Here is a 21,772-nt window from a genome sequence, read left to right on the forward strand (position 1 = left end):
CGCAAAAACTATCTGACCGAACTGAATGGTAATAATGAGTCTGTTGCCAGGCCGGAGAAAGGTATTGGTAGGAGTCTATGGGAGGAGAAGATTAAAAATGCGAGCTCCTACGCAAGAGCTCGCAAACAACCAGCTGAGTTACCAGCCTTTTACCGCGCCGCCATTAAAGATTTTCTCGGCGGCCTTGGCCACTTCATCTGACTCGTAGGCTTTGATGAAGTTTTGCACGTTCGGCGCATCCTTGTTGTCTTCACGTGTCACGATGATATTGGTGTACGGCGAATTTTTGTCTTCGATAAAGATGCCGTCTTTGGTTGGCGTCAGACCGGTCTGGTTGATGTAAGTGGTGCTGATGACGGCGATGGTGACTTTAGGGTCATCGAGCACCTGCGGCAGCTGTGCGCCCTCCAGTTCCATAATCTTGTAGTTATGCGGGTTGGCGCTGATATCCAGCGAGGTTGGCAGCAGCCCTTTGCCCGGTTTCAGCGTGATCAGGCCGGTTTTCTCCAGCAGCAGCAGTGCGCGGCCGAGGTTGGTGGGATCCAGCGGGATGGCAATCACCGCACCGTCCTGCAGTTCTTTCAGTGATTTGATTTTTTTCGAATAACCGGCCATCGGGAATACGAAGGTATTGCCCACGGCCACCAGCTTGTAGCCGTGATCTTTATTCTGCTGTTCGAGGAACGGCCGGTGCTGGAAGACGTTGGCGTCCAGTTCGCCTTTATCGGTAGCGTCGTTGGGCAGCAGCGAACCGCTGAAACCGACCAGTTCAACCTCCAGACCGTACTTCTCTTTGGCCACCTGTTTGGCCACCTCCGCCACGTCTTGCTCTGCACCATTGATGACCCCGACCTTGATATGATTCTGATCGGTTTTTTGGTCGCAGCCTTGTAGCGCCAGTACGGCGGCGAAGGCCGCCAGCAGTGGGGTATAACGCCAGTTTTTGGACATCGACTTCTCCCTGAAAAAAACAATGAAATCAGTTGGTTTTGTGCTGCTAGCTAAGCCTGAACCCGTGGGGAAGTCAAACACCTGCTCAGCACAAAGGCTTCTAACTAATAACAGGAAGTTTTAGCGCACCCTTATTATTTGGCGCGAAATACCACGATGCCCGGCGTGGCCAGCACGTAATCCATAAAGGGCGAGTCCACCACCTGCATATTTTCTTTGCGTGAAGAGGCGTTACGCAGCACCGGGCCGTTTTCGGTCATGATATAGATGCCGGTATGGGTGACGTCCAGCCCGGCCAAATGGGTATAAATGCCGATGTAATCGCCGGTGTGCAACTGGGCCAGCACCTTGTCGTCAATAAAATCGCTGGGCAGGTAGGTGATACTGCGCTGAACGTTTTTCAGCCCCGGCAGATAGCTGCTGCCGTCTGACTTTTGGTTCAGGTTTTTCACCAGCGTTACGGTATGCGGGCTGAGTGTGGCGGTGATATCCGTGACGTTGGTTTTGGCCTGGTGTGACCAATCGCTAAAGAAATGCTTGCGTTGCAGGAAGCTGATTTCGCCACTGGCATAACGGATATGGGTCAGCCGCTGGACAAAATCTGCCTGGCTGCTCGCCTGGCGCAGGGCATCGACGTAATCGATATAGGTAAAACAGTCCAAACCACGGAAGTCGATCACCAGTTTCTCCGGCGTATTCTGCGAGCCAATCAGCATGTTGGCCACATAAGGCGTACCGAGGAAGGGGCGGGACAGCAGATCGATCATCTGGCCGCTATCCTGCTGCTGCTCTGTTGGCGCGGCGGCACGCAGGGCGAGAAGCTGATTGAGTTTGTTTAACGTCTGGTTATCCATGCTGGCCTTGAGATCTGCGGGTGGGGTAATAATGGCTTCAGGCGTTTGCCCAACGGGAATTTTATCTGCACAGCCGCTGAGCGCAATAGCCAATATCAATGAAACAACCTTGTACATTTTCCCCTCCGATGGTTTTGGCACGTGATGGCGAAAATGATAACAGCTCTCACTATCGCCTGGAGGGGCAATGCTTAAACATAGCCTCAACGTTCGGTTAACACTTAATAACCGATTTCACTGTTGAACGGCAGGTACCAGAACAGGGCGATTTCGTGATCGGCAATGTCCGGTTGGGCGCGATACAGCAGGTGGTCGATGCCGCCAAGGATAAAACCAAAGTGTTGATAACAGTGGCAGGCGGGCAGATTGGTGTTTTGCGTTTCCAGCATCAGCCCGGCGGTTTCGTGACGTTGCGCCCAGTATCGGGCGGTTTCCAGCAATGCGCTGGCAACCCCCAGGCGGCGCACGTGGGCGCTGACCACGATTTCTTCAATCAGCGCATAGCCGTTCCAGTTATTGCTTAGTGTGATATGGCCGACCGGCTCGCCGCGATGACGGGCCAGAAAGGTGTCGCTTTCATCGTTGACGAACGGGGCCAGCGGGTAGTTCTTGCGAAAGGGGGTAACCGGCAGCAATGGCCAACTGTCGACCGGCGCATCAAAAACCGGCTGGGCGTAGTGGGCGATGTGAAAGCTAAAGTCGCAACTGGTCAGGTAGCCGTCGGGTAAACGGCTGACCGGGGCAATTTGGATCGCCTGGCTCATGGTGCAAGCTCCCTCAGCAAACGCGCCGGGTTACCGGCATAGATCCCTTTACGGGTGATATTTTTGGTGACCACCGAACCGGCACCGATCACCGCACCGCTGCAAATTTCCACCGCCAGCACCGTGGCGCCGGAGCCGATGGAAACACCATCGCCAATTTGCGTGCGGCCCCAACTGCTGGCATCGGCATTGGGCGCGCCATCTTTAAACAGATCGTTGGCAAAGGTGACGTTGTGGCCGATAAAGCAGTCCGCGCCAATAGTGACATATTCACAGATAAAACTGTGTGACTGAATTTTGCTGCGGGCGCCAATACTGACGTTTTTTTGGATCTCGACAAAGGGCCCGACGAACACCCCATCGCCGAGTCGGCAGCCATACAGATTGCAGGGCTGGACCAGGGTGACATTTTGACCGGCATCGACATCGACAATACCGGCCTGAAGAACACGAATGGCGGATGACATGACATTCCTCACGGCAGTGACGCAGGGAGGAATTATAAAACAAACCGTCGCCACGTCTGTGCTTTCCGAACGTTTTTTCAGCGAAAGACTATAATTAGTACAGGGGAGAGAGCCCCGTGGCCGCAATCCTCGTACGGGTAGCAATCCGTCAGAGGGGTAAATTCGTTCGCCGAGCGCGACCTACGGCGATGGAGGAGGTGTCTCATGGTTAGTCATGTTTGGGGACTTCTGGCGCATCCAAGCACCGAGTTCGAACAGATCAAAAGCGAGAATGAAAGCGTCTCGCACCTTTACACCCATCATGTACTGCTGCTGGCGTTGATACCGGTTGTCTGCGCCTTTATCGGTACCACCCAACTGGGCTGGCTCTCCGGCGAAGGACAGGCTATCCGGCTCGACATGTTCACCGCATCTTATACTGCGGTGGCTTTCTACCTGCTGATGTTGGCGGGTGTGGCGATCATGGGGAAAGTGATCCACTGGATGGCACGGCGTTATGAAGTGCGTCCGAGTCTGCATCGCTGCATGGTGTTTGCCGGCTATATCGCTACCCCAATGTTCCTCAGCGGTATCGTGGCGCTGTATCCCGTCGTGTGGCTGTGCCTGTTTGTCGGCGTGATTGGCCTGTGCTATTCGGGCTATCTGCTGAATCTGGGTATCCCGCACTTCCTGAATATCGACAGTAAAGAAGGGTTTATCTTCTCCAGCTCTACCTTTGCCATCGGCATCTTGCTGCTTGAGCTGCTGCTGGGGGTAACGGTATTGCTGTGGGGGTATGGTTCCTGGTTATTCTAAACTCTGTTTTGATATTGCCCCTCACGCCGCTCTGGCGTGGGGGGCTTTTGCTTTTTAGGCCTGACGAAGTTAATTGTCGGCCCAGTTTTTCCGCTTGCTGGTTTTGCCCAGGCCCGGATTAAAGCTGTTGGTCGGGTCGGCGCTGCGGTAGAACGTCTGCAGGTCGGGCTTGGCCGGGTACAGGTGGCCGACGTTATGTTCCGCCGGGTACTCTGCGCCGCGCTGGTCGAGGATCGCCAGCATTTTCTCTTTCAATGCGTGGCTGTCGACGCCTTTTTTCACCACATAATCCTGATGGAATACGTGGCACATAAAGTGGCCGTAATACAGCTTGTGCACCAGTTGGCTGTCGATTTCCGGCGGCAGGGTTTCGAACCAGTCGGTGTCGTTACGGCGCAACGCGATATCCAGCGCCAGAATATCTTCCACCTTGTCGGCATGCACCGCATGGTAACGCACGGCGGCACCGGCGGCGGCAAAGCGGTGCAGGAAGGCTTTCTTGCCCTCGTCCGGGGTGCAGGTGAAAAACTCGCCGTTGGCCTGGGCAAAGTACTGTTTCAGGTACTGCTGCGCTTCTTCAACGCCCGGACCGGCCATTTTCAGCAGCAGGTGATGTTCAAAACGTTCGCGGTAGTCTTTCATCCGTTTCGGCAGGTGGCTGGGGGCCAGATGGCTAAGGCCTTGCATCAGCCGGTCGGTCAGGTTGTGCGGCAGTAATGGCAGCTTGTTAAGGCTGGCATCCATACGGCCTTTCAGGGTGAAGAAGCTTGGCATCTGGTCGGTGCCGAGCTTGTCGATCATCATAAAGGTATCTTTGCCGTACACTTCGGCAATATCAAAAATATCCCGGTGCATATACTCGCCGGCCACCGGCAGGTTGTCGAACTGGCTCAGCATATGGCGGCGCAGTTCGGTCAACACGGCGGTATCGTTGGTACCGATATAAAATACCTGTTCCTTGCCTTCTTTCTCGAAGGTGTCCAACCGTACCGCAAACACCGCCAGCTTGCCGGCACAGCCGGAGGCCTCGTACAGGCGGCGCTTGTCGGCATTAAACCGGGAAGGCGTATCGGCATCGACGTCGCGCACCCGGCTGGCATATTCGTTATCGGAAGCACGCAGTTCGCCGTGCTCGACATCCTCCGGCCGGTAATCGCCTTTCTCTAAGCGAGTGAGGATCTCCTCCGGTGTATCGCCGAGGTTAATCCCCAAATGGTTTACCAGCCGCAGTTGGCCGTCTTCCCCCAACTGGGCGTACAGTGCCATCTCGGTGTAGGCCGGGCCGCGCTTGACCAGCGAACCGCCGGAGTTATTACACACGCCACCGATCACCGACGCACCGATACAGGAGGAACCGATTACCGAATGCGGCTCGCGGCCATAAGGTTTGAGCAATTTTTCCAGCTGATTGAGGGTGCTGCCGGGGAAACCGACCACCTGTTTACCGTTATCCAGCACCTGCACGTGGTTGAGTCGCAGGGTGCTGATAATGACGACATCGCGGTCATAGTCGTTGCCGCTGGGGGTTGAGCCTTCGGTCAGGCCGGTGTTGGCCGCCTGCATGATGACAATTTTGTCAGCAGCGACGCAGGCCTCCAGCAGTTGCCAGAGCTGCAACAGGCTGGTCGGAAACACCACTGCCAGTGCCTGGCCAACGCCGGAGCGGAAGCCTTTGCGGTAGCGTTCGGTGCTGCGTTCGCCGGTCAGCAACTGTGGGCCGCCGACGATGCTTTTCAGCTGATTGAGAAATGCCTGGTTGGACTGCGTCATGCCGATCTCCCTTCGAATATACCCGTCATCTTTCAAGCTGCAGCGTTGTTATCTGCACTCGCTCACCCCAGTTACTTACTCGAGTAAGCGCCTGGGGATGAGCGAGTTGGCCGCCTAGCTGCAACTTGAAAGCTATAGGGTATGAATTGAATTACTAACTTATTAGGCCACTAGCCTGGTGGCTTAATAACGCTCTGCAAAACCGGCCTGGCGTTCTTCGTCCCGCAGCGTCAGGATCTCCACGCCGTCGGCGGTGACTGCCACGGTGTGTTCCCATTGGGCCGAAAGTTTCTTGTCGCGCGTTACCACCGTCCAACCGTCTTTCTTCTGTTTAATCCGGTGGTCGCCCTGGTTAATCATCGGTTCGATGGTAAACACCATGCCTTCCTGCAACACCATACCGGTTCCCGGTTGGCCAAAGTGCAGCACCGCCGGCTCTTCGTGCATATCCCGGCCGATACCGTGACCGCAGTACTCACGCACAATACTGTAGCCGGCCTGTTCGGCGTGCTGCTGAATTGCATGGCCGATATCACCCAGCGTCGCCCCCGGTTTTACTGCCCGGATGCCTTGCCACAACGACTCATACACGTTGTTCACCAGGCGCTTGGCGACCGGCGTGGTCTGGCCGATGCAGTACATCTTGCTGGAGTCGGCAATGTAGCCGTCGTTTTCCAGCGTAATATCGACGTTAACAATCATGCCGGAACGCAGGATTTTGCTGGCCGACGGAATGCCGTGGCAGATAACGTCGTCAATTGAGGTATTGAGCACATAAGGGAAATCGTACTGCCCTTTGCTGGCCGGGCGCGATTTCAGCTCATTGACAATAAAGGCCTCGGCGCGGTTGTTGATCTCCATGGTGGAGATGCCCTCGACAATCACCTGATCGAGCATAGCAAACACCTGCGCCAGCAGGGCGCCAGAGTGACGCATTTTGGCAATCTGTTCCGGCGTTTTGATCACAATCTCTTTCACCCGACAATCTCCTTCAACGTCAGCGCGTTATCTTTCATCATTTTTTTTACCAGTTGGGGATAGGTCAGTTCCGGATGGAACTCCGCCAACATACCAATCTTGATCCAGTATTCCGCCTGCGCGTTGATCGAACGCGTCATCGTCAGGCTGGCGAGGCGCAGATCGTCATGCAGCGCGTCAGAAATTTTCACAATGCCCATCGTCTGTTCCATTAGTGATTTATATACAGAGTGTATATGGTTTGGATGCTGCAAATTTTGCTTTCTGTGGCATGGGAATATTCTTGGTCACAATGATTGTCGCCGCCCGGCAATGCGTTTATTGTGATAAACGACTTTTTTGCACTGATTTTTCAGAAGGATTTAGGGCGTGAGCAAATTACGTGTTGGGGTGATCTTTGGCGGTAAATCGGCGGAGCATGAAGTTTCGCTTCAGTCGGCAAAAAACATTGTGGATGCAATCGACAAAGAGAAGTTTGACGTCACGCTGCTGGGGATCGACAAGCAGGGGCAATGGCACATTAACGATGCGTCCAATTACCTGCTGAATGCGGAAAACCCGGCGCTGATCGCGCTGAACCGCTCAAATAAAAATGTGGCGCTGATCCCCGGTCAGGAGAAACAGCAGCTGATCGAGTCGGGCAGCCAGGGCGCACTGGGCCAGTTGGATGTGATATTCCCGATCGTACACGGCACATTGGGTGAGGACGGTTCGCTGCAGGGGCTGTTGCGAATGGCTAATCTGCCGTTCGTCGGTGCCGGCGTGTTGGGTTCGGCGGTCAGCATGGATAAAGACGTGACCAAACGCCTGCTGCGTGATGCCGGGCTGGCGATAGCGCCGTTTGTGACGCTGACCCGCAGCAATCGCGCCAAATTCGATTTTGAGCAACTTAGCGAACGTCTGGGGCTGCCGCTGTTTGTTAAACCGGCCAACCAGGGCTCTTCGGTAGGCGTCAGCAAGGTAGAGGATCGCGCCGGTTTTGAGGCTGCGGTGGCGCTGGCGTTCAGCTTCGATCATAAGGTGCTGGTGGAGTCGGCGATTGTCGGCCGTGAGATTGAATGCGCGGTATTGGGCAACGACGAACCTCAGGCCAGCCTGTGCGGCGAAATCGTGCTGAGTGACGCCTTCTACTCTTACGACACCAAATACATCAATGAGCAGGGTGCTCAGGTGATAGTGCCGGCGGCGATTGAGCCGGAGGTGAGCGATAAAATCCGCGACGTGGCGCTAAAAGCCTTTCGGGCGCTGGAGTGTTTCGGGCTGGCGCGCGTCGATGTATTTCTGACGCCGGACAACAACGTGGTGATCAACGAAATCAACACGTTGCCAGGTTTTACCAATATCAGCATGTATCCCAAACTGTGGGCCGCCAGCGGTGTCAGCTACAGCCAATTGATCACTCGCCTGATTGAGCTGGCGATGGAACGCCATCAGCAGGATCGCGCTTTGAACAGCTCGGTGTTTGACCGGTAAGCGGGCATAAAAAAAGAACCAGGTTGGTGGCCTGGTTCTTCTATTATCGGCTCTAAAAGAGAGCTGTGTCGCACATACTTGTCATCCTTTTTTCAGTGTACCCGGTGTTTTGTTTGATTACAAACCGCTCAGTCTGTTTTATAGTCAATGGCGATTGAAGCTGGTTTCTTACTTCACCGTCACGTCAATATCGCCAAAATACTTCTTCGCCAGCTCGCTCACGGTGCCTTGCTGCTTCACTTTGACGATCGCCTCATTCAGTTTTTTCTTCAGCGCGTCATCACCCTTACGCAGGCCGAAGGCAATGCCCTCACCGAGGATTTTGTCGTCGCTGACCGCATCGCCGACAAAGGCGAAACCCTTACCGTCCGGGTGCGCCAGGAAACCGCTTTGGCCTGACGGTGCCATGACCAGCGTTGCGTCGAGCCGCCCGGCGGTCAGGTCAAGATAAGCCTGGTTCTGATCCTGATAGGACACCACGTCCACACCCTGCGGCGCCCAGTGGGCCTTGGCGTAGGTTTCCTGAATCGAGCCTTGCAGCACGCCGACATGCTTGCCCGCCAGCGAGGTGGCGTTTGGCAGCAGACCGCTGTCGGCCTTGGCGATCAGGCGATTCGGCACCTGATAGATTGAATCGGTAAAGTCTATTGCCTGACGACGCTGGTCGGTGACGTTCATCGCCGAATTGATGGCGTCGAACTTGCGCGCCTTCAACGCCGGGATCAGGCTGTCGAACGAGGTCTCGACCCAACTGCATTTTAACTGGGCGGCGGCACACACCGCGTTGCCCAGATCGATATCAAAACCTTCCAGCTTGCCGCTGGCCGATTTGGATTCGAACGGTGGGTACAGCGCTTCCAGCCCGAAGCGCAGGGTGTTTTCCGCCGCCAGCGTGGAACCGGCGGCCAGCAGGCAGCCTGCGGCGATCAACGTTTTCAGTGATTTCATAGTTGGAGCCCTTTTCCCATGGTCAAAGCAAAAATAAATTTCTTATACCTGACACAGACGGCGTGCGCCTTCCAGCAGGGTCTCATTGTCTTTTGCAAAACTCAGTCGAATGATGCCGGTGTTGGTGCCGTCGCTGTAAAACGCCGACAGCGGGATCGTCGCAACTTTGGCTTCGCGGATCAGGCGCACCGCAAAATCGTTGTCGCTTTCGTTACTGAAACCGCTAAAGCGGGCCAGCATAAAGAAACTGCCACGGCTGGGCAGTAATTCAAAGCGCGAATCCTGCAGCGCGCTCGCCAGTAAATCACGCTTTTGTTGATAGAAGTCTGCCAGACCCAGATAACTTTGCGGATTGCCCAGCGCCTCGGCGAAGGCGTACTGCATCGGCGTATCGGCGGAGAACACCATAAACTGATGCACCTTGCGGATCTCGTCCATCAACGCTGCCGGCGCCATGCAGTAACCGACACGCCAGCCGGTCACGTGATAGGTTTTGCCAAATGACGACACAATCACGCTGCGTTCGGCCAGCAGTGGGTGGCGCGCCATGCTGTGGTGGATATCGCCGTCGAACACCACGTGTTCATAAACCTCGTCGGACAGGATGACGATATCGGTGTTGCGCGTCAGGGCGGTCAGCCGTTCGATGTCATGCTCGCCAAACACGCTGCCGGTCGGGTTGTGCGGACTGTTGACGATGATCATCCGCGTTTTGCTGTTGATGGCGGCGGCGACTTCGTCCCAGTCAATATGCAGATCCTGCAGCGACAGTTTGATGGCGACCGGCGTAGCGCCTTGCAGACGTACAATCGGCGCATAGCTGTCGAACGCCGGTTCGAAATAAATCACCTCATCGCCCGGATGCACCAGCGCGCTGATGGCGGAATACAATCCTTCACTGGCACTGGCAATCACCGTGATTTCTTCGTCGGCGTCATAGCGTGCGCCATACAAACGTTCAACTTTATCCGCCAGCGCGGTGCGTAATGCCGCCACGCCGCTCATCGGTGCGTACTGGTTATGACCGTTACGCATGGCTTGCGCCACCGCTTCAACCAACTGCGGTTCACAGGCGAAGTTCGGTGCGCCCTGCGACAGGTTCAACGCCTGATGTTCGGCGCTAAGCTGGCCGATAACGGTGAAAATAGTGGTGCCGACGTCCGGCAACTTCGAGCGGTGTGAGCAGGCGCTCTGCATGAGTGGCTCCAGGGAAATGGGGGAGATATCGCTTGATTAAGCATCACGGAGGGTGGGCCAACAAGGGAAAGTTTGTCATACTCGCCATGCACAGAGATCATGGCTGTTATCTTCTGCTCATCGCCACGGGCGCAGCATGCAGCGCCCCTACCATGCGGGATCGCCGTAGGGGACGCATATATTCGTCCCGACCATTTTCTGGCATCTAAAGGAGCTAACTATGTCGTTATCCTTACCTTCGCTCGACGTGTTGAAAACCTTTGTGGTGGTGGCCCAGCGGCTTAATTTCACCCATGCCGCCCAGAGTCTGCATCTGACGCAGGGCGCGGTCAGTCGGCAGATCCTCGGGCTGGAACAGCAACTGGGTTACCCGTTGTTCAGCCGACGGGCACGCGGCCTGACGCTGACCCCGCAGGGCGCGATGCTGCTGGTGCCGGTACAGCAGGCGCTGGGGCAACTGGACGAGGCACTGGCTCGGGTTGGGGCGCAACCGGGCACTCTGCGCATCAAGTGCCCGACCTGCGCCATGCGCTGGGTGCTGCCGCGCATTATCCGGCTGCAAAATGAACGGCCGGAAATGCATATTGAGCTAACCGCCTCGGTATTGCACGGGCTGGATTTTGGCGCCGAACATTTTGATGCCGCGGTGGTATTCGGTCAGCCACAGGGCAAAAAATTGCGGGTGCATCACCTGTTCGATGAAATTCTTACGCCGGTCTGCACGCCGTCTTATCTGCCGGATTTGTCACGCCCCCTGACCCCGGCCGATCTGGCGGATAAAACCCTGCTGCACCCCACGCGCGATCGCCGCGACTGGTTGTTGTGGTTGAAGGCGGTGGGGCAGGAGGCGTTGCCATCCGGCAAGGCGCAGCATTTCGATACGCTCGATCTGGCGATGAGCGCCGCACTGCAAGGCTTTGGCATCGCCATCGGCGACCTGTGTCTGCTGGAGGAAGATATCCAGGCGCGGCGTATCGTCACGCCGTTCCCGCTCAGCGTGGTCAGCGGCGCGGCCTATTATTTGGTCTATCCTGAACGGGCGGTGGTGCCGCAGGCATTAACCGAGCTGGTCAATTTCCTCAGCGATGAAGCGGCGCAAAGCCGTAGCCGGCTGCAAAATTATCGAGCAGCCTCCGCTAACAGCTTGTAACTTTTAACATTACAAATTATTTCTGCGCCGAAAAGGAGTATGGCACACTGCCTTTTCACATTGATAAATCATCTCCGTCGCCGCCTGCGGCGGGAACATGCCTGAGATTAAAAAATATGAAATGGCTTTGTGTGGTGAGTATGTTGTCCGGTCTGGCCATCAGCCCGGTTTTTGCGCAGGAAAGCGCCGTGATCCAGGGCGTTAATGCCCAGCAGCGCGACGCCTTTGTCAGCAACCTGATGAAACAGATGACGCTGGCCGAAAAAATCGGCCAGTTGCGCTTAATCAGCGTCGGGCCGGATAACCCGAAAGAGGCGATCCGCGACGGCATCAGCAAGGGGCAGATTGGCGCCATCTTCAATACCGTCACTCGGCCGGATATTCGCGCCATGCAGGATCAGGCGATGCAGCTCAGCCGCCTGAAAATTCCGTTGTTCTTTGCCTACGACGTGGTGCACGGCCAACGCACCGTGTTCCCGATCAGCCTTGGGCTGGCGGCCAGTTTTGATCTCGAAGCCATCGCTCTCAGCGGCCGGGTTTCTGCGCAGGAAGCCAGCGATGACGGCCTGAACATGACCTTCTCGCCGATGGTCGATATCACCCGCGACCCACGCTGGGGCCGGGTTTCGGAAGGCTTCGGCGAAGATACCTGGCTGGTATCCAAAATTGCCAAAGTGATGGTGGATGCCTACCAGAATGGCGATCCGTCCAAGCCCGGCTCAATCATGGCCAGCGTGAAGCACTTCGCGCTGTACGGTGCCACCGAGGGCGGTCGCGATTACAATACCGTCGATATGAGTCCACTGAGAATGTACCAGGACTACCTGCCGCCTTATAAGGCCGCGGTTGACGCCGGCAGCGGTGGGGTGATGGTCTCGCTCAATTCGATAAACGGCATTCCGGCTACCGCTAACCCCTGGTTGCTGAAAGATTTGCTGCGCGACCAGTGGGGCTTCAAGGGCATCACCATCAGTGACCACGGTGCGATTAAAGAGTTGATCAAACACGGCGTGGCCGCAGATGCGCGCGATGCGGTGCGCCTGGCGATTACCTCCGGCGTCGATATGAGCATGAGCGACGAATATTACGACCAATACCTGCCGGGGCTGGTGAAGGACGGGCTGGTATCGGAAAGTGACATCGACCGTGCCTGTCGCGACGTGCTGAATACCAAATATGATATGGGCCTGTTTAAAGACCCTTACACCCACTTGGGGCCGGTCGGTTCCGATCCGCAGGACACTAACGCCGAAAGCCGTTTGCACCGTGCCGAAGCGCGCGTGGTTGCGCGTAAAACCATGGTGCTGTTGAAGAATGACAAGCAGACGCTGCCGCTCAGCAAGCAGGCGACCATTGCGCTGGTCGGGCCGATGGCCGACAGCCAGCGTGATGTGATGGGCAGTTGGTCGGCGGCCGGAGTGATTAAACAGTCGGTCACCCTGCGTGAGGGTCTGGAACGTGCGGTGGGCGACAAGGCTAAAATCCTCTACGCCAAGGGCGCCAACGTCACTCAGGACAAGGGCATTATCAACTATCTGAATGAATATGAGCCGGCGGTGGCGTTTGATACTCGTCCACCGCAGCAGATGATTGACGAAGCGGTGCAGGCGGCGAAGAAAGCCGACGTAGTGGTGGCGGTGGTGGGGGAATCACAGGGCATGGCTCACGAGGCTTCCAGCCGCGCCGACATTACCATTCCACAAAGCCAACGTGATCTGATCGCCGCGCTGAAAGCAACCGGCAAACCGCTGGTGCTGGTGCTGATGAATGGTCGACCGCTGGCGCTGAGCTGGGAAAGTCAGCAGGCGGATGCGATGCTGGAAACCTGGTACAGCGGCACCGAGGGCGGCAATGCGGTGGCCGACGTACTGTTTGGCGACTACAACCCGTCGGGCAAGCTGCCGATGACCTTCCCGCGTTCTGTCGGGCAGATCCCGATGTACTACAACCATCTCAATACCGGCCGTCCGTTCGGCAAGGAAAACCCGGGTAAATATACCTCCCGCTACTTCGACTCACCGAACGGCCCGCTGTATCCGTTTGGTTATGGCCTGAGCTACACCAGTTTCAGCCTGTCGGATCTGAAACTCTCCAGCCCGACGATGGCGCGCAACGGCAAGATCACCGCCAGCGTCACGCTCAAGAACACCGGTAAATATGATGGTGCCACCGTGGTGCAGCTGTATCTGCAGGACGTGACCGCCTCGGTCAGTCGCCCGGTAAAAGAGCTGCGTAACTTTAAAAAGGTGATGCTGAAAGCGGGGCAGGCGCAGAAGGTGGAGTTGCCTATTACCGAAGAGGATCTCAAGTTCTATAACGCCAGCCTGAAATGGGGCGCGGAACCGGGCAAGTTTAATGTGTTTGTCGGCCTGGATTCCGACGACGTACAGGCGCAGAGCTTTACGCTGAAGTAATATCTGATGACCCTCTCTCGCTACCGCGGGGGAGGGTTTTGTTGGCGTGCAAGGCCAACACTTCTTGTTTATCTCCCCTCATTTCCTCAATCGTTGATCCCGCTGATTGTTTCGCCATGACTATCGCTATATCATTTTGTATATAACGATGACTCACCGGAAATCCCCATGTTGAAACGCTTCCCATGGCTGTTGCTGCTTTTTGTCCTTTTCTCTTGTGCCGCGCAGGCGGATCGTCAGGTGACCGACCAACTCAACCGACAGGTCACGCTGCCCGATACCATCACCCGCGCGGTGGTGTTGCAACACCAGACGCTGAACCTGCTGGTGCAGCTCGATGCTCTGCCGCAGGTGGTTGGCGTGCTCAGCAGTTGGAAGAAGCAACTGGGCCCGAATTATCTGCGCCTGGCACCTGGGTTGGCGAACATGCCGATGCCGGGCGATCTTACCTCGGTAAATATCGAAAGTTTGCTTAGCCTGCATCCACAGGTGGTGTTTGTGGCCAACTATGCGCCGCCGGAAATGATTGCCCAGATTGAAAGGGCCGGTATCCCGGTGGTGGCCATTTCACTGCGCCGCGAGGCGGCAGATCAGGCGGGGAAAATGAACCCGGTGCTGAAAGATGAAGATCAGGCTTATAACCTGGGCTTACAGGATGGCATTCGCCTGATCGCCAGCGTAATGGGCCACCAGCCGCAGGCCGAGGCGCTGATCCAGAACGTGTTCCAGCAGCGGGCGCTGGTGACGGACCGGCTGCGCGACCTGCCGGAGGATCAGCGGGTGCGGGTCTACATGGCTAACCCGGACTTAACCACCTACGGGTCGGGTAAATACACCGGGCTGATGATGCAGCATGCCGGTGCGCTCAACGTGGCGGCAAAGGAGATTAAAGGTTTTAAGCAGGTGTCGATTGAGGACGTGCTGAAGTGGAACCCGGCGGTGATTTTCGTACAGGAGCGCTACCCCGAGGTGGTAAAGCAAATCCTCAATTCGCCGCAGTGGCAGGGGATTGATGCGGTGAAAAATAAGCGCGTCTATCTGATGCCGGAATACGCCAAGGCCTGGGGTTACCCGATGCCGGAAGCGCTGGCGCTGGGCGAATTATGGATGGCGAAAAAGCTTTATCCGCATCGGTTCAGCGACGTTAATTTACAACAGCGGGTGGATGCCTACTACCGGCAGTATTACCGCAGTAGCTGCTGCCAGAGTGAGCCATGAGGCTGGGCTGGCTTATCCTGCTGACGTTGCTCTGCGCATTGCTGTCATTGGGCATTGGTCGCTACCCGGTATCGGCGACTCACAGCGTGATGATCCTGCTGGAGCCGCTGACCGGTCCGCACGGCGGCATTGATGAGGTACAACGTCAGGTGATCCTCGGGGTGCGCGTGCCCCGGGTGCTGTTGGCTATGGGGGCCGGGGCGGCATTGGCCCTGTGCGGCGCGGCGCTGCAGGGCGTGTTTCGCAACCCATTGGTGGATCCGCATATTATCGGCGTCTCCTCCGGTGCGGCATTTGGCGGCACGCTGGCGATATTACTCAGCCTGCCGATGGTGGCGCTGTTGCTGTCCGCTTTCGTGTTTGGCATGGCGGCGTTGCTGCTGATTTTTGCCATTACCAGCGCTATCGCCCGGCGCAATATTCTGTCGCTGGTGCTGGCCGGCGTGATCCTCAGCGGCTTTTTCTCCGCCTGCGTCAGCCTGCTGCAATATCTGGCCGATACCGAAGAGAAACTGCCGAGCATCGTGTTCTGGTTGCTGGGCAGCTTCGCGACCGCCGACGATAACAAACTGTTGATGCTGTTCCTGCCGTTGCTGCTGGCCGGTGGGCTGCTGTTGGCGTTGCGCTGGCGTATTAATTTGTTGTCGCTGGGGGATGAGGATGCTGCAGGATTGGGCATCAATGTCGAACGAACCCGCTGGCTGATTTTGACGCTGTGTGCCGCCATCGTCGCGGCGCAGGTGGCGGTCAGTGGCAGCATTGGCTGGGTTGGGTTGGTGATACCGCATGTTGCCCGGTTGCTGGTCGGCCCGGATCATCGTCGCCTGCTGCCTGCCTCTATGTGCCTTGGGGCGCTGTATATGGTGTTGATAGACGATTTGGCGCGTACCCTGAGCAGCAGCGAAATCCCATTGGGGATCCTGACTGCGCTGATTGGTGCGCCGCTGTTTGCGTTGCTGTTGCGCCGGGCGCAACTGAGAGGTTGGCATGGCTGAGACGCTATTGACGGTCAGGGATTTGAGCTTTGGCTGGCCCGGTCAGGCCCCGTTGTTTAACCGGTTGGATCTGCAGTTACAGCGCGGTGAGGTGCTGGCGGTGCTTGGCCCCAACGGGCGTGGCAAGAGCACTTTGATGCAGTTGCTGCTCGGCACCTTACCCCTGCAGCAGGGGGCGGTTGAACGTGGCAAAGGTATCGGCTTTGTGCCACAGCATTTCAGCGCTCCCTTTGCTTATCGGGTGCTGGATATTGTGCTGATGGGGCGAGCACGTTACGTGGGTCTGTTCCGTACCCCGTCGGCGGAGGATCACCGACTGGCGAAAGAGGCGCTGCATTCGCTGGATATGCTGGGCTTTGCCGATCGCGAATTTGGCAGCCTGTCCGGCGGGCAACGGCAATTGGTATTAATAGCTCGCGCACTGGCGATGAGCTGCGAGGTGTTGATGCTGGACGAGCCGACCTCGGCATTGGATTTACATCATCAGGACCGGGTGTTGAGCCTGATTTCGCAGCTGGCGCGGGAGCGGCAGATGGCGGTGATGTTCTCTACCCATCAGCCCAACCACGCTCACGCAGTGGCCGATCGCGCCCTGTTGTTAGGGGCCGCAGGACAACATCAGATTGGGCCTTACGCCAGGGTGCTGACGGCCGAAAGCCTGTCGCCGCTGTTCGATTTAACGATTGAGCGGGTAGCATTGCAAATTGACGGGCGTCAGTTTGAAACGCTGGTGCCCTTGTACCGTAGCCAACGGGAGCGTGAAAGTGAGTAATATCTTGTTGTTCGCCGCAGGTAGCCTGCGTGGCGCATTCGGTCCCTTGTTGACGGCCTTTCAGAGGCAAGCCGGTGAGGCGGTGGAGGCGGTATTTGGCCCGGCGGGCCTGTTGCGCCAGCGAATCGAAACCGGGGAGCGACCGCATATTTTCGCTTCGGCCAATCTGGCGCATCCGCAGCGATTGGTGGATTTGCGCTTATCGTCACAGGTGCAACTTTTTACCCGGAATAGGCTGTGCGCCACGGTACGAAACATTGCCGGGTTAACGGATCGTCCCTTACTGGAAGTGCTGCGGGACTCACGGTGGCGGGTGGCGACGTCAACGCCGGGCGCTGACCCTTCCGGCGACTATGCGCAGCAACTGTTCGAGCGTATTGAGCTGTTGGCACCGGGGCAGGGCGTCGCTTTGCAGCAGCGGGCTTTGGCGTTGGTAGGCGGGCCCGACTCCGCGCCGCTGCCGCCGCATCGGCTGGCGGCAGAGTACCTGCTCAATAGCGGACAGGCGGATATTTTCCTCGGTTACGCCAGCTATGGTGCAGCGTTGGCGGGCTATCCCGAATTGTTGGTGCGCCAGTTACCCACGCCACTGGCGATAGAAGCGGACTATGGCCTGTGCCTGCTGGATGCGCGAGCGCAGCCCTTGGCCGAATTTATTCTGGCGGAGCAGGGGCAGGGGATACTGAGGGAACAGGGCTTTTTACCTGCCAACAGAATAGGTTAGTAGCTTATCAAGTTGGCAGGTTGTGAGGTTATTACAGTTTTTTCAGCAGTTGCAGCAGGTGGTCTTCGCTCTTCTCGGCCAGGCCGTCGATCGCCAGCTTGATAATGTCGGAGCGGGTAATGCGCACCACGCCGTTTCGTGCTGCCTGCACAATGATTTCATCAATGGCGTCGACGTGGTTATCGGTCAGGCTGACCGAAATAGCTTTATAAGTACGTTTGCGGCCCTGCGGCTTGGCTTCCGGCGCGGGGGCCAGCAAGGTGTGGGAAGTGGCGCTGTTGATGAACTCGTCTTCCGACATACGCTGGCTTGGGGTGCGTTTTTTCACAGGATCACCTCCTTCACCAGGCTTTCGATTTCCGCCTGCGCTTTTAGGTTATTCGCCTCATGCACGGTGATGGCTTCGCCCCAGGCATCGCGGTAAATCTTGCGGTCGCACAAACGGTTACTGACAAGCTGCAACTCCGGATATTCGCTGAGCACCTGCGCCGCTTCGTTAGCTTCATTAATAAAGATATTGGTCGGGCACATGTTCAGCACAATGTAGCCTTTCACCTTCTCGTTATATTCCTGCGCGGTGGCAAACATTTCCGACAGATAGCCGACGGTGTCCAGATCCATCTGTGATGGGCGCAGGGGGGAGAGGAACAGATCGGCGGCCAGCAGACCGGAACGCAGCTCGGCGCTGTCGCGGCCGGCGGTATCGACAATCACGTAATCGTAATGGCGATCCAGCTCCAACAGCGTCTCTTTGATTTTGCCCGAGGCAGCCACCACCGGGATATGCGGCAGGCCTTCGACATTCTGACGGTCGTTGTACCAGGTCATGATTGATTTCTGATCGTCAGCATCAACGATGATGGCAGTTTTGCCCTGTTTGAGGATCAGATATCCGGCGATATTGACCGCCTTGGTCGATTTCCCTACGCCACCTTTTTGCGAGCCAATCAAAACAATCATGCTGCCATCTCTCAAGTTATTAAGTTGATAGCTTATTAAGTTAACAACTTATTGGGTTAGTAATTAAACAGGTTAACAATAACAACGCTTGAACAATATGCACCAACGACGACGGCTTGCCAAGCCAGTATGCGGTTAACTTTACAGCTTATTTTGCTGCTAACTTAGTAGCTGGGTAAGTAGGAATGCTCTGGGAAGTGGCTGCGCGGAGAGAGTTTTTTTAATTTAGCAGCTTAATAAGTTATTAAGCTGCTAATGATGATTGAGCGGCAAAGGTTACTTTTTCAACATTGACTTCAGATTGGCGAACGGGTTATGGGTGGCTACCCCGACGTCTTTTTGCGCGTCTTCACCGGCAATCACCGTGGAGCCGTACTGATCGGCTTCGGTGTATTTGGAGTGCTCATGATCGTGGCAATACAGGCACAGCATTTCCCAGTTACTGCCGTCTTCCGGGTTGTTGCTGTGGTCGTGATCGATATGGTGGACCGTCAGTTCACGCAGGTTGGAGTAAACAAACTCGCGCGAGCAACGCCCGCAGACCCAGGGGAAGATTTTCAATGCTTTTTCGCGGTAGCCGGTCTCCAGCCTCGCGTAGTTTTTGGGGATATATGCCATGGTGTGTGCCCGTCGGGTGATAACAATAATACGCTAAATAATACCACAACGTGCCGGGTTACAGCGTGCGGCACATCACCGTCACGTCTTCGCCACAAACCTCCCGCAACTCAACCGGTTGCCAGCCCAGTTTTTGATACAGCAACTGTTGATCGGGAGTGTAGAGATACAATTCGGCGATTTGTTGCTGGCGGCAGTGGGCGACGCAGTGATCGATCAGGCGGCGAGCCACCCCCTGACCGCGGTGCTGGGGGGAAGTAAAGACTTCACCCAGCCAGAACTTTCGCTCCGGTTTATCCGCCAATTCGTAAACGATCAGGCTGGCAGTGCCGAGGATCTCTTGTTGCGGCGACAGAGCCAACAGCGCCATGCCAGGGTGCTGCGGTTCGCAACGCTGTTCAAGACGCCGGCTGATTTTTTCGCGGCAGCTCCACGGGGGGAAATCCTGCCACTCCTGATGCAGTAATGCAGCCAGTTCATCAATGCGCTGGCGATACGCAGAAAGTTGTTCAATATGCATGATTCGGTTCGTTTTTTGCCCAATGACAGCCAACTATAGCGGCAGTTTTCGCTTATTTGAAGGTCTCGATCGCCCAATCGATAAACACGCGCATCTTGGCGCTAAGATGGCGGTTGGAGGGATAGACCACGTACATCTGTTCCGAGGGCGGTTGCCAGTCGTGCAGCAGGCTGACCAGTTCGCCGTTGTCCAGATGCGGCTGCGCCATAAAGCGGAAGGTCTGGATCATGCCCAGCCCGGCCAATGCCGCTGCCAGCAGCGCATTGCTCTCGTTGACGCTGACGTGGTAGCGGTGCTGGATATCAATCTCCTTGCCCCGATCAACAAAGTGCAGCGGCTGGATGCGATCGTTCAGCGCATGGCGGTAGTGCGCCAACGGATAACCCTGTTCCAGATCGCACGGGTGTTGCGGCGTGCCGTGGCGCGCCAGATAGGCTGGGGTGGCGCAGGTGACCCATTCAAGTTCGAACAGCCGGCGGGCAATCAGGCTGGAATCGGCCAGCGGGCCGCTGCGGATCACGCAGTCGGCGCTGTCGTTAATCAGGTCGATCAGTCGGTCGCCTACGCCCAGATCAATTTGGATTTGCGGGTAGCGCGCAATAAAGTCCGGCAGCGCCGGCAGCAGCAGTTGGCGTGCGGTGGATCCGCCGACATCAATCCGCAGCACGCCCTGTGGCGCACTCTGCGACTCGGTCATGCTGCCTTCCATCTGTTCCAGTTCCGCCAGCCACTTTACCGTCCGCTGGTAATAGCATTCGCCCTCGGCGGTGACCGACACGCTGCGGGTGGTGCGCTGAAACAGCTTGGTTTGCAGATGATCTTCCAAACTCTGGATAAGCTTGGTGACGGTGGCCTTGGGCATCCGCAGTGAATCTGCGGCGCGGGTGAAGCCGCCGGTTTCCACCACGCGGTTAAACACCCGGATAGCGAGTAAATGATGATCCATAGCGCTCTCAGTGCAAAACCCCGGCAGAGGCCGGGGTGTGTTTCTGTAGATAAATAATGATTATGACTGTTTAGCGCCAATCATGCCGGAACGCAAGGTCAGGCCGAAAACCAGCGCGGCGGACAGCGTGAGCGCGCCGCCAAATAGCATGGCGCTGCTGACGCCCTGCCAGTCGACCACTTCACCACCCAGTAGCGCACCGGAGGCCAGCGCAATCTGGATCACGCAAACCAGCAGTGCCTGACCGGCTTCCGGTGCCTGTGGCACGGCGGCGAACATCCAGTTGGTGGCGCAGACCGGCACGGCGCCAAACGCCAACCCCCACACCATTACCATCAGCGTGGCACCGGCGATACCGCTAAGGAACGGCGAGACAATCAGGATAGCCGCCAACATGGCGGTGATCAGGATAAAGGTGGCACGCAGGCTGCGTTCAGCCAGTCGTTCGCCCAGGAAGGTGCCCAGCAGGCCAATGGCACCGTAGGCCAGCAGTTGCAGTGATATCGCCGACGGGCTGAGGACAAACACCTGTTGCAGCAGCGGTTTCAGGTAGGTATAGGCGGCAAAATGGCCGATAAACAACAGCACGATGGCAATTAGCCCGGTACGTGCCATCGGCAGGCGCAGCGGTAACAGCAGATCGCGTGCGGTGACCGGGCGAGTAGGGGGGACCGAGGTCAAAAGGCGCAGTTGCGCCAGCAACACCCCGACGGCCAGCACCGCGCTGCCAAAGAAGGCGGCACGCCAGCCGAACAGGTCACCAATCAAGGCCCCGGCGGGGACGCCGCATACGGCACCCACCGAAATACCGCTGAGGATCAGCGCGGTGGCGCGTCCCTGGCTGGCTTCCGGCACCAGATGGCGGCCATAGTTGGCGGCGAAAGCCCAAAAGCCGCCGACGCAGATACCCAGTAACACGCGGCCCAGCAGCATCATGGGGAAGTTAACCGCCAGTGCGGAAACCAGATTGGAGATGGCCAGCAGTACGCTCAGCGCCAGCATCAGCAGGCGACGATCGAGCCGACCGGCTGCCAGGCTCAGTGCCGGTGCGGCGATCGCCGCGATAATGCCGGGCACGGTCACCATCAGGCCGGCTCTGCCGGTGCTGACATCCAGCGACGGCGCGATGTTGGTTAGCAGGCCGATCGGCAGAAACTCGGTGGTGACCATCACAAAGCAGGCGACCGTCAGTGAGAAAATCGCCAGCCAGGCTGATGGTGCAGGTTTATCATTATTATTCAGCATAATACCGCTCGTC

At 56.9% G+C, this 21,772-nt stretch carries 23 protein-coding genes; 8 read left to right on the top strand and 15 right to left on the bottom strand.

Annotated elements, in window-relative coordinates; all coding sequences use genetic code 11:
- Positions 1 to 138: 138 nt before the first annotated feature.
- From M2406_RS00420 to M2406_RS00435, 4 genes are all read right to left on the bottom strand, one after another.
- Complete coding sequence (locus M2406_RS00420; RefSeq protein WP_012005793.1) at positions 139 to 951, bottom strand: MetQ/NlpA family lipoprotein; 813 nt, start codon at positions 949 to 951, stop codon at positions 139 to 141.
- A 134-nt stretch (positions 952 to 1,085) separates the two neighbouring features.
- Positions 1,086 to 1,922 (bottom strand): DUF1460 domain-containing protein, encoded by an 837-nt coding sequence (locus tag M2406_RS00425; RefSeq protein WP_129939821.1) that lies wholly within the window; start codon positions 1,920 to 1,922, stop codon positions 1,086 to 1,088.
- 104 nt (positions 1,923 to 2,026) lie between these two features.
- Positions 2,027 to 2,569, bottom strand: a complete 543-nt coding sequence (locus tag M2406_RS00430; protein WP_259187875.1) for a GNAT family N-acetyltransferase — start codon at positions 2,567 to 2,569, stop codon at positions 2,027 to 2,029.
- Positions 2,566 to 3,036, bottom strand: coding sequence for an acyltransferase (locus M2406_RS00435; protein ID WP_115183004.1), 471 nt, complete (start codon positions 3,034 to 3,036; stop codon positions 2,566 to 2,568). Before M2406_RS00435 ends, M2406_RS00430 begins: the two co-directional genes overlap by 4 nt.
- A gap of 204 nt (positions 3,037 to 3,240) precedes the next feature.
- Here M2406_RS00435 and M2406_RS00440 point away from each other — a divergent pair, with 204 nt between their 5' ends.
- Entirely contained in the window at positions 3,241 to 3,831 is a 591-nt protein-coding gene (locus tag M2406_RS00440; RefSeq protein ID WP_012005797.1) for a Yip1 family protein, read from the top strand.
- A 69-nt stretch (positions 3,832 to 3,900) separates the two neighbouring features.
- Here M2406_RS00440 and dld read toward each other — a convergent pair whose 3' ends face one another.
- From dld to M2406_RS00455, 3 genes are all read right to left on the bottom strand, one after another.
- Positions 3,901 to 5,601, bottom strand: a complete 1,701-nt coding sequence (dld, locus tag M2406_RS00445; protein ID WP_259187877.1) for a D-lactate dehydrogenase — start codon at positions 5,599 to 5,601, stop codon at positions 3,901 to 3,903.
- Between the two features lie 183 nt (positions 5,602 to 5,784).
- A complete protein-coding gene (gene map / locus M2406_RS00450) occupies positions 5,785 to 6,579 on the bottom strand; it encodes a type I methionyl aminopeptidase (protein ID WP_259187878.1) in 795 nt (264 codons plus the stop codon).
- A complete protein-coding gene (locus M2406_RS00455; protein WP_006324220.1) occupies positions 6,576 to 6,779 on the bottom strand; it encodes a ParD-like family protein in 204 nt (67 codons plus the stop codon). The genes map and M2406_RS00455 overlap by 4 nt, the downstream gene beginning before the upstream one ends.
- A 169-nt stretch (positions 6,780 to 6,948) precedes the next feature.
- Here M2406_RS00455 and ddlA point away from each other — a divergent pair, with 169 nt between their 5' ends.
- A complete protein-coding gene (gene ddlA, locus M2406_RS00460) occupies positions 6,949 to 8,052 on the top strand; it encodes a D-alanine--D-alanine ligase (protein ID WP_218215703.1) in 1,104 nt (367 codons plus the stop codon).
- A 168-nt stretch (positions 8,053 to 8,220) separates the two neighbouring features.
- On the opposite strand, the gene M2406_RS00465 is transcribed toward ddlA, so the two are convergent.
- Both M2406_RS00465 and M2406_RS00470 read right to left on the bottom strand, forming a co-directional pair.
- Positions 8,221 to 9,000, bottom strand: a complete 780-nt coding sequence (locus tag M2406_RS00465; protein WP_012005802.1) for an ABC transporter substrate-binding protein — start codon at positions 8,998 to 9,000, stop codon at positions 8,221 to 8,223.
- A gap of 42 nt (positions 9,001 to 9,042) precedes the next feature.
- Positions 9,043 to 10,197 carry a pyridoxal phosphate-dependent aminotransferase gene (locus tag M2406_RS00470; protein WP_259187965.1) on the bottom strand — a complete coding sequence of 385 codons (1,155 nt, stop codon included), beginning with the start codon at positions 10,195 to 10,197 and terminating at the stop codon, positions 9,043 to 9,045.
- Between the two features lie 220 nt (positions 10,198 to 10,417).
- Between M2406_RS00470 and M2406_RS00475 the strand changes: the two genes are divergently transcribed.
- The 6 genes from M2406_RS00475 (at position 10,418) to M2406_RS00500 (ending at position 17,470) form a co-directional block, all read left to right on the top strand.
- Entirely contained in the window at positions 10,418 to 11,347 is a 930-nt protein-coding gene (locus M2406_RS00475) for a LysR substrate-binding domain-containing protein (RefSeq protein ID WP_259187966.1), read from the top strand.
- A gap of 116 nt (positions 11,348 to 11,463) precedes the next feature.
- Positions 11,464 to 13,761: a beta-glucosidase BglX gene (gene bglX, locus M2406_RS00480; protein ID WP_259187967.1), complete on the top strand. Its 2,298-nt coding sequence runs from the start codon at positions 11,464 to 11,466 to the stop codon at positions 13,759 to 13,761.
- 168 nt (positions 13,762 to 13,929) lie between these two features.
- Positions 13,930 to 14,979, top strand: a complete 1,050-nt coding sequence (locus M2406_RS00485; RefSeq protein ID WP_259187968.1) for an ABC transporter substrate-binding protein — start codon at positions 13,930 to 13,932, stop codon at positions 14,977 to 14,979.
- Positions 14,976 to 15,974, top strand: coding sequence for an iron ABC transporter permease (locus M2406_RS00490; protein WP_259187969.1), 999 nt, complete (start codon positions 14,976 to 14,978; stop codon positions 15,972 to 15,974). The genes M2406_RS00485 and M2406_RS00490 overlap by 4 nt, the downstream gene beginning before the upstream one ends.
- On the top strand, positions 15,967 to 16,746 hold the full coding sequence (locus M2406_RS00495; RefSeq protein WP_259187970.1) for an ABC transporter ATP-binding protein: 780 nt from the start codon (positions 15,967 to 15,969) through the stop codon (positions 16,744 to 16,746). The genes M2406_RS00490 and M2406_RS00495 overlap by 8 nt, the downstream gene beginning before the upstream one ends.
- Entirely contained in the window at positions 16,739 to 17,470 is a 732-nt protein-coding gene (locus M2406_RS00500; RefSeq protein ID WP_259187971.1) for a substrate-binding domain-containing protein, read from the top strand. Before M2406_RS00495 ends, M2406_RS00500 begins: the two co-directional genes overlap by 8 nt.
- Positions 17,471 to 17,501: 31 nt before the next feature.
- On the opposite strand, the gene M2406_RS00505 is transcribed toward M2406_RS00500, so the two are convergent.
- From M2406_RS00505 to M2406_RS00530, 6 genes are all read right to left on the bottom strand, one after another.
- The gene (locus M2406_RS00505) at positions 17,502 to 17,798 is read right to left on the bottom strand and encodes a hypothetical protein (protein WP_012005810.1); all 297 of its coding nucleotides are present in this window, start codon (positions 17,796 to 17,798) and stop codon (positions 17,502 to 17,504) included.
- Entirely contained in the window at positions 17,795 to 18,430 is a 636-nt protein-coding gene (locus M2406_RS00510) for an AAA family ATPase (RefSeq protein WP_012005811.1), read from the bottom strand. Before M2406_RS00510 ends, M2406_RS00505 begins: the two co-directional genes overlap by 4 nt.
- A gap of 276 nt (positions 18,431 to 18,706) precedes the next feature.
- Positions 18,707 to 19,048 (bottom strand): HNH nuclease YajD, encoded by a 342-nt coding sequence (gene yajD / locus M2406_RS00515; RefSeq protein WP_004942039.1) that lies wholly within the window; start codon positions 19,046 to 19,048, stop codon positions 18,707 to 18,709.
- A gap of 58 nt (positions 19,049 to 19,106) precedes the next feature.
- Positions 19,107 to 19,568 carry a GNAT family N-acetyltransferase gene (locus M2406_RS00520; protein ID WP_012005812.1) on the bottom strand — a complete coding sequence of 154 codons (462 nt, stop codon included), beginning with the start codon at positions 19,566 to 19,568 and terminating at the stop codon, positions 19,107 to 19,109.
- Positions 19,569 to 19,620: 52 nt separating this feature from the next.
- The gene (locus M2406_RS00525) at positions 19,621 to 20,514 is read right to left on the bottom strand and encodes a LysR family transcriptional regulator (protein WP_012005813.1); all 894 of its coding nucleotides are present in this window, start codon (positions 20,512 to 20,514) and stop codon (positions 19,621 to 19,623) included.
- Positions 20,515 to 20,574: 60 nt separating this feature from the next.
- Positions 20,575 to 21,759, bottom strand: coding sequence for an MFS transporter (locus M2406_RS00530; protein WP_112364516.1), 1,185 nt, complete (start codon positions 21,757 to 21,759; stop codon positions 20,575 to 20,577).
- Between the last annotated feature and the right edge of the window lie 13 nt (positions 21,760 to 21,772).

The organism is Serratia sp. BIGb0163 (assembly GCF_024809935.1).
GTDB lineage: Bacteria > Pseudomonadota > Gammaproteobacteria > Enterobacterales > Enterobacteriaceae > Serratia > Serratia quinivorans.

Bases quoted from the DNA above. Each gene is read 5' to 3' on its own strand.
- M2406_RS00510 (WP_012005811.1), bottom strand. From the start codon at position 18,430: ATGATTGTTTTGATTGGCTCGCAAAAAGGTGGCGTAGGGAAATCGACC.
- M2406_RS00470 (WP_259187965.1), bottom strand. From the start codon at position 10,197: ATGCAGAGCGCCTGCTCACACCGCTCGAAGTTGCCGGACGTCGGCACC.
- M2406_RS00485 (WP_259187968.1), top strand. From the start codon at position 13,930: ATGTTGAAACGCTTCCCATGGCTGTTGCTGCTTTTTGTCCTTTTCTCT.
- M2406_RS00490 (WP_259187969.1), top strand. From the start codon at position 14,976: ATGAGGCTGGGCTGGCTTATCCTGCTGACGTTGCTCTGCGCATTGCTG.
- M2406_RS00530 (WP_112364516.1), bottom strand. From the start codon at position 21,759: ATGCTGAATAATAATGATAAACCTGCACCATCAGCCTGGCTGGCGATT.
- M2406_RS00465 (WP_012005802.1), bottom strand. From the start codon at position 9,000: ATGAAATCACTGAAAACGTTGATCGCCGCAGGCTGCCTGCTGGCCGCC.
- M2406_RS00475 (WP_259187966.1), top strand. From the start codon at position 10,418: ATGTCGTTATCCTTACCTTCGCTCGACGTGTTGAAAACCTTTGTGGTG.
- M2406_RS00420 (WP_012005793.1), bottom strand. From the start codon at position 951: ATGTCCAAAAACTGGCGTTATACCCCACTGCTGGCGGCCTTCGCCGCC.
- M2406_RS00440 (WP_012005797.1), top strand. From the start codon at position 3,241: ATGGTTAGTCATGTTTGGGGACTTCTGGCGCATCCAAGCACCGAGTTC.
- M2406_RS00520 (WP_012005812.1), bottom strand. From the start codon at position 19,568: ATGCATATTGAACAACTTTCTGCGTATCGCCAGCGCATTGATGAACTG.
- M2406_RS00425 (WP_129939821.1), bottom strand. From the start codon at position 1,922: ATGTACAAGGTTGTTTCATTGATATTGGCTATTGCGCTCAGCGGCTGT.
- bglX (WP_259187967.1), top strand. From the start codon at position 11,464: ATGAAATGGCTTTGTGTGGTGAGTATGTTGTCCGGTCTGGCCATCAGC.
- M2406_RS00435 (WP_115183004.1), bottom strand. From the start codon at position 3,036: ATGTCATCCGCCATTCGTGTTCTTCAGGCCGGTATTGTCGATGTCGAT.
- M2406_RS00455 (WP_006324220.1), bottom strand. From the start codon at position 6,779: ATGGGCATTGTGAAAATTTCTGACGCGCTGCATGACGATCTGCGCCTC.
- M2406_RS00495 (WP_259187970.1), top strand. From the start codon at position 15,967: ATGGCTGAGACGCTATTGACGGTCAGGGATTTGAGCTTTGGCTGGCCC.
- dld (WP_259187877.1), bottom strand. From the start codon at position 5,601: ATGACGCAGTCCAACCAGGCATTTCTCAATCAGCTGAAAAGCATCGTC.
- M2406_RS00525 (WP_012005813.1), bottom strand. From the start codon at position 20,514: ATGGATCATCATTTACTCGCTATCCGGGTGTTTAACCGCGTGGTGGAA.
- yajD (WP_004942039.1), bottom strand. From the start codon at position 19,048: ATGGCATATATCCCCAAAAACTACGCGAGGCTGGAGACCGGCTACCGC.
- M2406_RS00430 (WP_259187875.1), bottom strand. From the start codon at position 2,569: ATGAGCCAGGCGATCCAAATTGCCCCGGTCAGCCGTTTACCCGACGGC.